The sequence below is a fragment of the Ignatzschineria larvae DSM 13226 genome (genome assembly GCF_038500265.1).
In the GTDB taxonomy this organism is placed as follows: Bacteria; Pseudomonadota; Gammaproteobacteria; order Cardiobacteriales; family Wohlfahrtiimonadaceae; genus Ignatzschineria; species Ignatzschineria larvae.
In genome coordinates this window covers 1020444-1035165 of sequence record NZ_CP150637.1, presented here as the reverse complement: position 1 = coordinate 1035165, position 14722 = coordinate 1020444, and the positions used below count along the sequence as shown (strand labels likewise).

The window sequence follows — 14722 nt, the reverse complement described above, 5'->3', positions numbered from 1 at the left end:
CTATTCTAATTTGAGTAGAAAATCTACATCTAAGACCACAGGTTGAAAATGGGATCGTTCAATCTCTCCCTGTAGCAATATGGTATCTTCAGGCGTCACTTCAATGCCATACCACTCATCGTGTTCAATCTCTATCTCCATCTCGCCGGAAGGATCTTGAAACAGATAACGTTCTTTTGAAAGCTGTTTCACGATAGATCCCTGTAACGTTACACGCATATCATCATCAAGCAAACGCGCCTCTTTTACTAATGTGGCCCCATTATTGCGCCGAATATCGATATCAACATTGATCGCAAGCTCCTCTTCGGGATTACTATCCGTAGGAAGATCATGCCCTTCTATTGCCCAGACAGGCTCTGAAATCACATTCAGCACTAAGCTTAAGATCACGCCGGCAATCACTGTAAAAAAGGTTTTAAGCCCCATTTTTAACCGTTGATTCCCTAGGGTAATTTCCATTGTGCTATCAGCATTCCCTTGCATTTGCCAATCTCTCTGCCGCTCCATTTGCATATCCTCCTGACAACCTCGATACCTATTTGATAATCCTATTAGAGCAATTGAATCTTAAGATGTGCTTAATAAAGCGAAATTATCAAATAGTTGATCTATAAGCTCATTAAGATACCCCCACTCAAAATCTCCAAAACCTACCCAATCTCCTCTACGAGCGCCTGAAACTCCGCCTGCAATTTTTGACACTGCTCGCTTAATTGCAAGAGTTTCCGCTGCTCCTCGGCAATGCTCGTAAGCTCAAGTCGCTCTATTTTTGAGAAATAGAGTGTGGCACTGAGATCATAATTCTTTTTCCGAATTTCACTTAGAGGGATATCGAGCGCGAAATCGCTATTCGTATCGGATGCTTGCACCTCGGATAAATCCGATGCTTGAAGTCGCGTTGTAATCTGCTTAATATCCGCTTCTGAGAAGATTCGATAGCGTTTTTTCGAGCTTATAAACCCAAGGGATCGTCCATCAATTAAACGGATCGTATTGACCTTTTTAGCGCGATTAAGAATTAGAATATTACTCTCAATGCCAGTATAACTCATCATACTCCCCGGCAGATAGATCAGCGCTTCAACCCAATTGCGTTCCAATAACTCTTTACGAAGTGCCAAATCATAACCTGCCCGATAGCTCCAGCCCGGCGCAATATGCAAAATCACCCGTCCGCGCGCGTGAGTTTGATAGAGCGCTTCTTGAATCCAAAGGCTATCACTCGCCCGCGAAGAGATCGGATCATCCATTAAGAGATAAGGCGATTTTGCTAATGTCGTCAATAGTTTTGAATCAATCTGAATCCCTAAAGGCGGTTGAGAAATCACCATATCTACGCCAAGCGGTTCTGTGATCGCTTCCCTTGCCGGCGCTGATGTTTGTATCGATTCCGGTGCTGATTCCTCCGGTACTTCTTGTTCTGCTTCTTGTTCTACTTCTTGTTGTGAGGCCTTCTCTATCGATTGATCAATTGCTTGATTTGCACTATCTGCACCCATCAAGGTATCACCCACAAGGAAGCATCCTTTACGGGTCAACATCTCAAAGAGTAATTGCGTTAACGCCACATTAATCGGCACGATATCCCGCGCAATAAAAGTGGGGGGATTGAGCAGATAGAGCAAGCGCCCAAAGCCACAAGCGCCATCATAGACCTTTTGATAAGGATAGAGGCGCGCGATATTGCGCATCAAATAGGGAATAGAGCTACTATCTAAATCACCAGAATGCCGGCGATTCTCAATCGTCACGCCGGTATAGATCCCTTCCGCCACAAAGTGAGCGAAGTTCAAACGATTAGCATCACATTGCTGATAGATCTGCCGATAGCTTTCGATCAATCCACTGCAAGAAATTTGCCGGTAATACTCGGATTTGAGTGGTAATTGACGCGCTTCACACAATGCTTGGCACGCTTCAAAGAGATAATGTTGTAACCTCTTCTCCCCTGACTCAAGCGCTTCAATGGCTTGATCGGGATCTTGCCAGAAGAGATAAGCGGAACTCATAATAATCTCTGTCGCATCTTCGATCGGCACAGTGCCTCGAAATTCTGAAATTAGCCCGAAGAGGATCGCCTCTGATTTGAGCGCATCCGATTGCGCAGTTTCCATCTTACGACTCATCGACCTTCTCCCCCATCATATTATTCACCACCGATTGAAAAGTAGCATTTTGCTGACGATAAAGCGCCGACATCGCCTCAAGCACTTCAATATTTTTATAGAACAGGCGCTGTAACTGCTTCTGCTCCTCAAGGCTTGGAAGCGTCAACTCTAAAGAGCGCAATTTCCCTACCGGTACATTCCGAATCGCCGTCCCCACCGCAAGCCCTTCTAACTTCGCTTGTCCCACAGGGCTATTGAGGAACGATACCACCACTTCCGGTAAAATCTTCATATTATTCGCCTTAATCACAGTAAAATTAGGGGACGGAATCAAATTCAATTCCGCATCGTGCGCCTGTACAATCGTCGCCCGAAAGCTTGCACCTCGGGACATAAAGATCACATCACCCGCCTCTAAACGCTTCGCCTCAAAAATCGCCGGCTCCACATACACCTTACGCAAATTGGCATTCTCCCCATCTTTAATCAATGAGAGATACCCAAGCTCAAGCAAATTCGATCCACTTAGCAAAATCGCCTCCTGCGTCAAAGGCGCTACCTGAATCTCCTCATACTTAATCACCCCTGCGGATGATACCTCTGCAACCTCTTTTAGTTTCATTACTACCTCAAAATCGTTATTTGATAATGATTGAATTCAATCATCATAACATCATTGATACGCGATTATGAATAATCGATGAGTATGAATTAATACCGATCTCTACTATCATAATCGTATGTTGTGACCAGTGTGTTATCTTCTGCAACTACCACAATTCCGCCTTTATCTCGCAATTTACGAGCGGTGCGCAGCTGTTTCTCAAGTGATTCGATCATCGTCTCAACGCCTTTACGATTGAGTACCCAGCGATCGTTATCGATCTCACCATATTCTAAGGTGAGCTCAACCATCTCTTTCGTAATGCCCCGCTGGTTCATTCGCTGATCAATATGTCGTGATAATTGCATCATCTCTTCCCCCTTATCATTTAAAATGTTTTCTTCTATTCAAAAATAGTTATCAGATAACTATTAAATACTTTCGACAAAAAGGATATTAAACCATTCACAAGTAAATTGCAAATGGTTATTCAATAACTATTTGCAATTTACTTTGAAATGATATTTAAGGAAAAGAGAGGATAGAAGATCGCCACCCACATCGGCAAAAGATGAATGAACAATCTATTTTTATTCAACAACCGATTCTCTGTAGTAGCCAAAAGGCACATTTTTATAGCTCAAAAGGATTGAAGAGCAGCTTATGATGATTATTTATGTAGTAAATATGTAGAATCTTGTTCTATATCAAGATGAAGAGATAGAAGCCTGCTAGACTAAGCTCATTCCCTAGCAACAAGCTTTTAAACATTATAGTAATTCCATTCCCTCTGTAATTTTATAAAAGCTTGTAGTTTTCACTGATTTCAGCACTTGTTGAAATCAGTTTTTTTATGGAAGAAAGAAAAGTTTGGGATTTCTAATATAAGTTATCCCATCGCCGGGGTGAATGATTTTGTTCTTATTGCAATCGTGCGCCGGCAATTGTGGCGTTTCTCAATGCCAAAAGCCCTTATTCTTTCTCTTTTAGCGACTTAATTTTTTAATTAAATTAGCGATTACAACTCATAAAAATAAAGCCCAGCGAAGATATCACCGGGCTTTTAATATAAATGTTAGCTGATGCCTAACAGGATAATACTTAGCACTTACTGCTTGACCTTATCCAGGTGCCGCTCAGTTCCCTCATATTTAAAGACCAAGAGAAATATAATGGTCTTTATGCGTCATAAGCTTAACATACAAATAATCTTTATCGCAACTTGATTTTATCTCGATTACAATGCACTAAAAAGACAAAGAAACTGTACTGACAGAATATTTTTTCTTTCTAATAAATTCTTTGCTGCCCATAATGATGTACCTGTAGATAACAAATCATCTATTAATAGAGCTTTCTTACCCTTTAATGTTTGAGTGTCAAAACAAGAAGAGAATTTATATACAAGCAGTCCTTTTCGATATTTGGGTCTAATATTCTTCATTGAAAATGATACATCGGAATACTTTGTTAATTCGTGTAATAAACTTGTATAAAATCTCCGGTCACTACTATCTTTAACTTTAGGTAGAATATTCGTTTCTATTTGTTGAAGAATATCTGCATTTTTAACTTTTTGAAAAACCCCCTTATATATAGAAATATTGGGTTTAACACGAAGAATTCTACTTGCAAGAAAATTAGTTATACCATAATAAGAGGGCGATAGTACAATGCAGTCAAAATCTAAAGCATTTAGGCAAACAGATAAATTATGCTCAAAAAATGGTTTAATTTTTACTATTTCTGAACACTTCATTTGATAACCTTTTTGCTGCTTAAGAGCATAGATAAATGGATTACCATCCCCTCTAGAATTACCACGCTTAGATCTACGCCTTTTAAATATGCTGTATATGATCATTTTTTCTGATTGATATCTTATTTCATCCACCCAAGGTTTTTCGATCTCAGATGTATCCAATAATTTCTGATGATTTTCTGCGAAAAAAATTCTTTTATTAACAACATCTATCCCCATTTTTAACCTATCGAGCTAATTCTTTAATTTTATCCAGATACAATAATAGATTCCTTAAACAATAAATATAGTAGAAAAAGGGGAAGTTGTTTCTTATAAGGATATTAATCCCATCGCCGGGGTGAATGATCACGTTCTTGCCTCAATCGAGCGCCGGCAGTTGTGGTGATTTCATTGTTGAAAAATAAGAATTAACGATCTTGAGAATCAATTGATACTTGATCGAAAGACTTGAAGCCTCTCAACTGCGGGTGCGGGATCTGTCTGCCTTTGCAGGCATTCTCTCCCGCCGGGAATCAGCTTTGATTAGAATGACAAATTTTAGACAACTTTCCCATATAAGAAAAGCAATCCCATCGCCGGGGTGAATGATCCCGTTCTTGCTCCAATCGTGCGCCGGCAGTTGTGGTAATTTCATTGTTGAGAAATAAGAATTAACGATCTTGAGAATCAATTGATACTTGGTCGAAAGGCTTGAAGCCTCTCAACTGCGGGCGCGGGATCTGTCTGGCTTTGCAGACATTCCCTCCCGCCGGGAATCAGCTTTGATTAGAGTGACAAATTTTAGGCAGCATTCCCATATATGAAAAATAGACACTATCTTTGATGATATAAGAAAAGCAATCTCATCGCCGGGGCGAATGATCCCGTTCTTGCCTCAATCGTGCGCCTGCAGATTGGGCGTTTCTCAATGCCGGCGCGGTAATGCTAAAAACTATTAAATCACGGTCAGACGCGCATAGCCTAAAACGAGTACCTTTCGGCCGGCCTCGGCGAATTGGACGATCACTCTTGTACTTGCGCCCACGCCTTCAAAGCCCATAATGACACCTTCTCCAAATTTAGGGTGCGTAACCGATTGCCCTACTTGATAATCCCCCATCTCTGAATCTACAGCAGTGCCGGAACCTGAATTCAATGAATTGGATTGCATTCCAAATGGCTTCATTGAAACCGCAGGACCAATCACATTCAGCAGATTTTCCGGGATATCCCGTAAGAAACGAGAGGTAGACATCTTCATCGTTTTACCATAGAGCATCCGCTGTTCAACACCTAAGAGATAGAGATGCTTCTCTGCACGAGTAATGCCTACATAGGCTAGTCGGCGCTCTTCCTCTAGGCGGGTACTATCCATAATCGCCGGATCACTTGGGAATAATCCATCTTCCATTCCCACCAAAAAGACAATCGGGAACTCTAATCCCTTAGAGGCGTGAAGCGTCATTAATTGCACACTATCCTCATCGGCGCTCGCTTGGGTATCACTCGAATCAAGTGCTGTTTGCCCCATAAAAGCTTCTAACATCTCTTTTGTAGAACGGCTATTCACTTGAGCTTCATCATCTACGACGGTCATCGTGATTGTTTCTTCTTCCGGTGCATTTTCCGTTAATAGATCTAAAGTACCTAACTCTAATGCTTCGGCAACCGCTTCATTCTCTTCAATATCTAAAGGCGCAAGACCTGCACCCTCCATCAATTCGGCATCAAATTGTCGCTCTAAACGCTCCTCAAATGCCAATGCTTGCTGATCTTCCGTCATATAATAACTTGCGGCAGATACCAACTCATTTAAGTTATCAATGCGATCCTCACCTCGATTGAGTGGCTCTTTTTTGTAATGCGCTTTCAGATTGCTGCGCTCAATCACATAATTGAAGAATTGATCTAAAGCCATTACCTCCACTTGCCGCATCAAATCGGTAATCTGCTCATAATAAGCTAGCAGAACATTATGAACGCGCGTGGTAAGTGTTTGACTCTCTAACAGATATTGCAATGAATCCCAAAGCGATAGACGGTGCGCCGTAGCATATTCCCGCAATTGCTCCATTGTCGCCGGCCCAATGCCTTTCGGCGGTGTTGTCATACTCCGCTCAAGTGATACATCATCGTGAGGATTATTCACCATACGAAGATAGGCCATCACATCTTTAATCTCAGCCCGATCAAAGAAGCGTAAGCCACCATAGACACGATAAGGAATCTGCGCTCTTAATAAAAACTCTTCAAATAGGCGAGATTGCGCATTTGAACGATAGAGAATCGCCATATCCGATTTGCGATAGCCCTCTTTAATGCGCTCTTTGATCGTTTCAATGACATAGCGTGCTTCATCGTGCCCATCTAAACCGCGATAAACCGTAATTAATTCGGCAGAATCATTCTCTGTCCAGAGCGCTTTATCAAGGCGTTGGGTATTTTTGGCAATGACTGCATTAGCCGCCGAAAGGATCGCTTTAGTGGAACGATAATTCTGCTCTAGCCGTACCGTTGTCACATCGGGGAAATCGCGATCAAAATGAAGAATATTCTCGATTTTCGCGCCACGCCAACCGTAAATGGACTGATCATCATCCCCCACCACAAAGAGATTGCGATATTGCCCTGATAAGAGCTGAAGCCACGCATATTGCACGCTATTAGTATCTTGAAACTCATCCACAAGAATAAATTTAAAGCGAGATTGATAATGTTTCAGAAGGGGCGCATTAGTCCGCAATAACTCCACAGTACGCAGTAGAATCTCCGCAAAATCCACTAATCCCGATTGATTACAGATATTTTGATACTCTTGATAGAGCATAATGAGGTTTTGCGTCATATAATCGCCATAAGCTTCTAGATGCTCGGCTCGGCGACCTTCCTCTTTATTACCATTAATAAAAGAAGCGAGTAATTTCGGGGGATAGAGCTTCTCATCCATCTCTTTCGCGCGCACAATCCGCCGGCAGAGGCGAAGCTGATCATCGCTATCCATAATTTGGAAATTCTCAATAAGCCCTGCTTCCCGGTAATGGGCACGCAACATTCGATGACAGAGCGAGTGAAAAGTCCCGATCCACATGCCTCGAATCGAGAGTTTTAACGTACTCTCAAGACGAGAGCGCATCTCAAAAGCAGCCTTATTGGTAAAGGTTACCGCTAAAATACCGTGGGGTTCCGCTTGCCCTGTTTCAATCAGCCAAGTAATCCGCGAGATCAATACCCGCGTTTTTCCAGAACCTGCACCGGCTAATACTCGAACAGGACCTAACGGTGCTGTCACCGCTTCATATTGATTTTCATTTAATTGCTCTAAATAACTCATTACGCGCCAGAAATTTTAACCATTTGGGATTAATTGTTTACTACAAAATTACTACTTATTCTCACAATTTTATCAATTATTTTTACTGCTAATTCATAAAGTAAATGGCATTGATAAAAAAAGTATTCGGCTTTACGGTACCATTCTCTATGAAGCCACTATATAATAAGTGTCCGATTATACCTTTTATTGTTGTCAGATGAGATAGAAAAAATGATTGATACCAAAAAACCCACTCGTGAATTAAGTATGACTGTACTGATGACCCCTGATATGGTCAACTTTTCAGGAAATATCCACGGGGGAAATATCCTCAAATTGCTCGATCAAGTGGCTTATGCTTGCGCAAGTCAATATGCAGGAACTTATGTTGTAACGCTCTCAGTGGATAAAGTGGTTTTTAAGCAACCGATTTATGTACAAGAACTTGTGACCTTCCACGCGAATGTAAACTATGTCGGCCGTACCTCTATGGAAATCGGTGTACGCGTAGAAGCGAAAAACATTAAGACTCGTGAAGTCCGTCATACCAATAGCTGTTACTTCACAATGGTCGCAATCAATGACAACGGTAAACCCACGCCGGTGCCAAAACTCGAAATTCGTAATCGAACCGATCAACGTCGTTTCGACAATGCAGTGCTTCGCCTCAACTCGCGCCTAGCTTTTGATAAAGCGCAGATCAAAGAAGACGATGAGGAATAATTCCTCCGTTAGCTATATAAGCTATTTTCAATAGAATCGAATCAGAGAGTAACCGTACGTTACTCTCTTTTTATTTCTGTATTCATCATTGCTAATAAAAATATGGCATAAGAAGATCTACCGCATCGCCGGGGGGAATGATCCTGCTCTTCTCACAATCTCGTGCCGGCAAGTTCAGCATTGCTCATTACCGAGAGATTGCAAATCCCTCAACTGCGGACGTATGATTGCTCTGGTTTCTCGATCTTTCTATCCCGCACTGAATCAGCTCTTATTTATTCATAAGAAGACCTACCGCATCGCCGGGGGGAATGATCCCGTTCTTATCACAATCCTGTGCCGGCAAGTTCAGCATTGCTCATTACCGAGAGATTTCAAATCCCTCAACTGCGGGCGCTTGCTCTCTATAACTTCTCGATTTTTCTATCCCGCACTGAATCAGCTCTTATTTATTCATAAGAAGACCTACCGCATCGCCGGGGGGAATGATCCCGTTCTTATCACAATCCTGTGCCGGCAAGTTCAGCATTGCTCATTACCGAGAGATTGCAAATCACTCAACTGCGGGCGTATGATTGCTCTGGTTTCTCGATCTTTCTATCCCGCACTGAATCAGCTCTTATTGATAATAAGAAGACCTACCGCATCGCCGGGGGGAATGATCTCGCTCTTCTCACGATCCTGCGCCGGCTATTTTGGCGGCTTTTAATGTCGACATCTTTAATTTTTCTCTCAAAATTCCCCTTAAAATTTCAACTTTCTTCAAGGATCAAGTACCCAATATCAGAAATTTTGCATAAATTTTATTCAATTTTTAGCGTTAAAAAACAACAATATTTCACTTTAAATAACCAATTTTAATCTTTGCGTTATCATAGAAATAATAATCGATCTCAAAGAAAATCCATTTTCCAAAAATGCTTGTCAAGTGACAATATTGTGACAATTCAAGCAATTGCAATCAACCCCCCTTTCCGTATAATCAAAATTGTCTAGGGAAAACTCTATTTTCAAACCCTCTTCTTCAAGATCTCTTGAAATATAATGTTCCACACTTGCCTAGACCGCCAAATGGTAGTGATCAATTTGAAAAGATTTAGGTTTTTTAAGTTAATGATTCGTTCATTTTTTCCTAACTTTTCCCCTCGTTAAAACCCTTGAGGTTATCTGCCCGAAAAAAATTTATTACGTAACAACTCTCTTAAAGAGGTCGGGATCTACTCGTCCTTAAGAAAAGGAAAACGAATAATTTATGGCTGTAATTAGTGTCAAAAATCTGTCTCTCATCTATGGGACTAATAAGAAACAAGCGGCTGCATTGCTCAATCAGGGTGCCTCTAAAGAGGAGATCCATGATAAAACAAAAGCTGTAATTGCTGTTAATCGAGCTAATTTTGAGATCCAACAAGGGGAAATCTTTGTTGTCATCGGTCTCTCTGGTAGCGGAAAATCTTCCCTACTTCGTTGTTTGAATATGTTAAATGTGCCAACTGAAGGTTCGGTTAATATTCTCGGCACAGATATTACTAAAATCTCTAAAAAAGAGCTGATTGAAGTACGCCGAGATAAGATCGGAATGGTCTTTCAACATTTTGCGCTCTTACCGCATAAAACCATTATCGATAATGTGGCTTTTGGACTCGAAATCAAAAAGATGCCCGTTGAAGCTCGCCGACAAAAAGCGGCTGAAGTTTTAGAGATGGTCGGTTTAAAAGGCTATGAAGAATCGTACCCTCATCAATTAAGTGGCGGTATGCAACAAAGGGTTGGGATTGCAAGAGCTTTAGCTAATGACTCTGAAATTCTATTAATGGATGAATCATTCAGTGCGCTCGACCCTATTATCCGCTCACAGATGCAAGATGAGCTCATTGAGATTCAAGAGAAGCTCAAAAAGACCATCGTCTTTATTACCCATGATCTTGATGAAGCGCTTAAACTCGGCGATACCATTGCGATTATGAAAGATGGTGTGATCGTGCAGCAAGATAGCGCCGAGAATATCCTCTTAAATCCAGCTGATGATTATGTCCGCTCATTTGTTAATGATGTGGATTCAACCAAAGTGATTACCGCATCGAGCCTCATGAAAGCCTTTACTGAGCGAATTCATATTGAAAAAGATGGGCCTGCTACCGCTGTACGACGGATGGAACGTCATAATCATGATTTCTTGCCTGTCGTGACGCGTAGTAATGTTTTCTTAGGCTATCTACGCCTTAATATGGCGCGGCGCTTAGTTAGAGAAAAGATTGAACTAATCGATCCAAGCCATCTCATTGAGATTCCAACGATTAATCAAGATACACCTGTGCTTGAATCATTACCTTTCTTTGCCGGTCATACTTATCCATTAGCAGTTGTAGATGGGCAAAATCGCCCCTTAGGCTACCTACGTTATACCAAAGTCGTTGAGATGATGGCGGTCGATGAACAGAGCGATCCTCAAACAACAACGGCAATGGAGGCACAATAATGAATAACAACTTAGAAATCGGAAAATATGTCGAACAATTTGTCGATTGGCTCTCAACAGTCGGTCGCCCATTCTTTGCGCAAGTGACGCTGATTATCGGCAATTCAGTCAAAGCGCTCCAATTATTTCTCAATGCCATTCCTCCTTTTGTAATGATCATCCTCATTACCCTCATTGCCTTTATCGCGATGACCGGCATTCGTAACTTCAAAAGTAATATCAAAAATTATAAAAGAAGCTTTGGACTTCCCATTTTTGTCATTATTGGACTACTCTTAATCTATGCAATGGGATTTTGGGATCAGCTCATTGATACCCTTGTCTTAGTATTAGTCTCGACCATTATTATTCTCATTATCGGTATTCCCCTTGGAATTATCTGCGCCAAAAGCCCGAAAACAGATGCGGTTGTGCGCCCTATTCTTGACTTTATGCAGACAATGCCAGCATTCGTCTACTTAATTCCGGCGATTCTCTTCTTCTCCGTGGGGGATGTTCCTGGCGTATTAGCTACCGTGATCTTCTCATTGCCACCCGCGGTTCGTATGACAACCCTCGGAATTCAGAAAGTCCCGGAAGATATTATCGAAGCCTCTTTGGCCTTTGGTTGTACTAATTCACAGATGCTCTACAAAGTGCAGATTCCACTAGCAATGCCCACGATTCTTGCCGGCGTGAATCAGACCATTATGTTAGCGCTCTCAATGGTGGTGATCTGTTCAATGGTCGGTGCCGGCGGTTTAGGGGAAAGTGTCTATGCAAGTATCCAACAGGCAGATATGGCACTTGGTTTTGAAGCAGGCCTTTCGATCGTCATTTTAACGATTATCCTTGACCGTATTACCCAAGCGATTGGTAACACTGATAAAGCATCACAGTAATATCACTATTTACCACGATTCTTCACTTCATCTTTAAGATGAATCCCTATTGACTATCCCGCCGATCTTTTAGATCCATACACTTTACTGAATAAAAAAGGTCGGCGATTTCAAATAAGCAATGCTTAGAGGAACTTATAGGATTTAATATGAATAAATTATTTAAAACAATTGCCATTACCGCATTTTCTATCTTTACGCTCGCGGCGTGTTCACCTGACACGAGTGAGAAGCCTGTCAAAATCCTCTACCCAAGCTGGGCTGAGGGCGTAGCAATGACCAATCTTGCAGAGTATGTCTTAACCGATAAGGGCATTGCAGTAGAAACAACCCTGATCGAACCAGGCCCGCTCTATGCAACATTAGCGAAAGGCGATGCGGATCTCTATCTTGATGCTTGGCTTCCTAATACTCACGCTGATTACTGGAAACGCTTTGGCGATAAATTAGAGACAATTGGCGTGGTCTTCGATGATGCAAGCTCAGGTTTAGCCGTTCCCGCTTATGTCGATATCAACTCTATTGAGGAACTTAATGCGAATCGTGCAATGTTTGATGGCAAAATCTACGGTATCGGCGCAGGCGCAGGTCTGCACGGTAATACCATTAAAGCGATTGAACAATATCCGCTTGATTATACTCAAATCACCTCATCAGAAAGCTCAATGATGGCAGAACTTCGCCGAGCAGTTGTGGCAAATGAACCGATTATTATCACCGCTTGGAAGCCTCACTATATGTGGGATATCTATGATCTTAAACTATTAGAAGATCCTAAAAACCTCTTCCCTAAAGAAGAGATCCGTATTCTTTCACGCCAAAATTTTAAAGCTGATCGTCCTGAAGTTGCAGCCTTTTTCGAGAAGTTCCAACTCAATTCAGATCAGCTCCACGAATTAATGCGCTTAGTGGGCGAAGATGACCGCAACCCACAAGCAGGCGCGAAAAAATTCTATGAGCTCCACAAAGCTGAAATCGATGGTTGGTTTAAATAAATCATCATAAATATAATGGCTAATATCAATATGCAGTAAACGTATCAAAAACCGTTAAACAAAACGCAAAGGTTATGATGGCCTTTGCGTTTTTTGTGGGGTGAATTTCAAAGTGTAAAATTATTCTTAGCATATTTCCTCAAAAAATCGAATAATGTCAATGTGGGAATATTAAATTCAAGTGCAACATCTGGCATTTTAATTTTATTTTTTGCATTACTTGGCTTTTCTGCCGTAATGATTCCATAATCATTTTCTAAGGCATGCGCTAAAATAAAGGCATCTGCAACAGTCCTTGAGGCAAACTCTTTTTTAGCCACTGTGGTATATCTCGCACTTACTGATGCCCATTGCATAATAGTGGCATAAGACTGCAATGAAGCACTGCAATCTTCAAAAAATAGAGGATAGTTAGGCAATAACTCATCATTAATCCAATCAGATAACTCATCCTGGTTAGGGGAAATTTCTTGATAGACCGATTTAGTACTACAAACAATCCCCCGTTTAGCGCACTCTAGCAGCATATCCCAAAACATTTTGCAGTACTAAAATGAGTATTCAAAGTTTTTAGATTGAATGAATATGTTCGCATCAATAATATATTTCATATGTAAGTTTTATTGCTGTCTCAAATATAACTGCATAATCGTATTGGGTTTTACATTTAACATAGATGCCGCATCTCGTAGTAACATCTGCTGTGATAGCGCTTGATTAACTAGGACATTAGTAAAAGTTTTGCTATTTCTATAAGGAAGCGTGGCATAAAAATTACCGCCATTTGAAAGGCGCTTCATTTGATATTTGGCAATAGCCTCAGCCTTAATCTGATTCACTCCATGATCTGTTATTAAATGAAGTTGTTTGGCTTTTACCGCTACAGCAAAGACACTCACCTTAAAATACTCTGCTATACGAGATAAGGAATCATAGGTTAATGCTTCATATTGATCAAACGTCCACTTTTCTAAAAAAAGCTTTGTGGGCATTAAAAACTCTGCTGAAACTTTATTACAAAATCGCTCTACCTCGCTTCCCTCATTCGCATCCGAAACACCACTTTTTCCGAGCCAAATATGGGCAATCTCATGCATTAGAGTAAATAATTGTGCCGACAACGTATCAGAATTATTGATAAATACGGCAGGCACATATTTATCCGCTATCGCAAAGCCTCTAAATTCTGCAATATTCAATTTTCGTCTAGGATTATTCTTAACAACCCCATTGGTAAATACTAAGATGCCTATATTTTCTATTTTAGAAGTTAAGGCCTGATAATAATGACTCTTACTATCCGTTTCAAAAAACTTAGAATCTACGTTTATTGTATGACGGATATCTTCAACTACCCTCTCGACAGATAAATTTTTGTTAAAAGAGAATCTCCCGACGAAAGAATGTGGTTCTAATTCTCCCTCTGTTTCCAGATAGGTTCTATACCACTCCACTTTTTTATAAATATCTTCTAAAGTATCATAAAAATCATTCGATAATGGGTTGCTTTGAGTGATCGTGCGCAAATCCGGAATCGTTAACTTTTCTAACTTAGGTGGCTCTTGTAAAAATAAAAAACCAAAAGGCGTATTCGTCTTTTGAGATATTTTTTCTGCCTGTTTTAAAGTCAGCTTCCCATCATAGGCTGCTTGTAATTTCTCTTCTCGTTTTGTTTTGGCTGTCACAATTTCTTCAGCCAAGCTCTCCCAACTAATATTAATATTATTAGCGGCCCACTCTAAAACTGTTGGAGAAAAATTAAATGTACTCATTGTTGTTAGCCTGAATGAGGGATTTAAAAAATGACATGCAGATATAAAAATTATAAATATTATCCTCTCCATATTAAAGAATTATCCCACTTTCCTCAATTTA

General features: G+C 40.8%; 12 protein-coding genes. 4 read left to right on the top strand and 8 right to left on the bottom strand.

Going from position 1 to position 14722, the window contains the following annotated elements:
- The 6 genes from WMO13_RS04430 to WMO13_RS04405 all read right to left on the bottom strand — a co-directional run bounded on the left by WMO13_RS04430 (window position 1) and on the right by WMO13_RS04405 (window position 7790).
- Window positions 1–510 (bottom strand): YgiW/YdeI family stress tolerance OB fold protein, encoded by a 510-nt coding sequence (locus WMO13_RS04430; protein WP_051396016.1) that lies wholly within the window; start codon window positions 508–510, stop codon window positions 1–3.
- A 143-nt stretch (window positions 511–653) separates the two neighbouring features.
- On the bottom strand, window positions 654–2129 hold the full coding sequence (locus tag WMO13_RS04425) for an N-6 DNA methylase (protein WP_026878110.1): 1476 nt from the start codon (window positions 2127–2129) through the stop codon (window positions 654–656).
- Window positions 2119–2733 (bottom strand): restriction endonuclease subunit S, encoded by a 615-nt coding sequence (locus WMO13_RS04420; protein WP_026878111.1) that lies wholly within the window; start codon window positions 2731–2733, stop codon window positions 2119–2121. The genes WMO13_RS04425 and WMO13_RS04420 overlap by 11 nt, the downstream gene beginning before the upstream one ends.
- An 89-nt stretch (window positions 2734–2822) precedes the next feature.
- Window positions 2823–3086: a DUF4258 domain-containing protein gene (locus tag WMO13_RS04415; protein WP_245601126.1), complete on the bottom strand. Its 264-nt coding sequence runs from the start codon at window positions 3084–3086 to the stop codon at window positions 2823–2825.
- An 866-nt stretch (window positions 3087–3952) separates the two neighbouring features.
- Complete coding sequence (locus tag WMO13_RS04410) at window positions 3953–4696, bottom strand: phosphoribosyltransferase (protein WP_026878113.1); 744 nt, start codon at window positions 4694–4696, stop codon at window positions 3953–3955.
- 718 nt (window positions 4697–5414) lie between these two features.
- Window positions 5415–7790 carry a UvrD-helicase domain-containing protein gene (locus WMO13_RS04405; protein WP_026878114.1) on the bottom strand — a complete coding sequence of 792 codons (2376 nt, stop codon included), beginning with the start codon at window positions 7788–7790 and terminating at the stop codon, window positions 5415–5417.
- 213 nt (window positions 7791–8003) lie between these two features.
- Here WMO13_RS04405 and WMO13_RS04400 point away from each other — a divergent pair, with 213 nt between their 5' ends.
- The 4 genes from WMO13_RS04400 (at window position 8004) to WMO13_RS04385 (ending at window position 12847) form a co-directional block, all read left to right on the top strand.
- On the top strand, window positions 8004–8495 hold the full coding sequence (locus WMO13_RS04400) for an acyl-CoA thioesterase (protein ID WP_051396017.1): 492 nt from the start codon (window positions 8004–8006) through the stop codon (window positions 8493–8495).
- Between the two features lie 1252 nt (window positions 8496–9747).
- On the top strand, window positions 9748–10971 hold the full coding sequence (locus WMO13_RS04395) for a quaternary amine ABC transporter ATP-binding protein (protein ID WP_026878115.1): 1224 nt from the start codon (window positions 9748–9750) through the stop codon (window positions 10969–10971).
- Window positions 10971–11852 carry an ABC transporter permease gene (locus WMO13_RS04390; RefSeq protein WP_026878116.1) on the top strand — a complete coding sequence of 294 codons (882 nt, stop codon included), beginning with the start codon at window positions 10971–10973 and terminating at the stop codon, window positions 11850–11852. Before WMO13_RS04395 ends, WMO13_RS04390 begins: the two co-directional genes overlap by 1 nt.
- A 149-nt stretch (window positions 11853–12001) precedes the next feature.
- On the top strand, window positions 12002–12847 hold the full coding sequence (locus tag WMO13_RS04385; protein WP_026878117.1) for a glycine betaine ABC transporter substrate-binding protein: 846 nt from the start codon (window positions 12002–12004) through the stop codon (window positions 12845–12847).
- Between the two features lie 107 nt (window positions 12848–12954).
- Here the strand turns inward: WMO13_RS04385 and WMO13_RS04380 are convergent, their stop codons facing one another.
- Both WMO13_RS04380 and WMO13_RS04375 read right to left on the bottom strand, forming a co-directional pair.
- Window positions 12955–13386 carry a DUF4411 family protein gene (locus tag WMO13_RS04380; RefSeq protein WP_084331389.1) on the bottom strand — a complete coding sequence of 144 codons (432 nt, stop codon included), beginning with the start codon at window positions 13384–13386 and terminating at the stop codon, window positions 12955–12957.
- An 81-nt stretch (window positions 13387–13467) separates the two neighbouring features.
- Window positions 13468–14619, bottom strand: a complete 1152-nt coding sequence (locus tag WMO13_RS04375) for an ImmA/IrrE family metallo-endopeptidase (protein ID WP_026878118.1) — start codon at window positions 14617–14619, stop codon at window positions 13468–13470.
- Window positions 14620–14722: the final 103 nt, after the last annotated feature.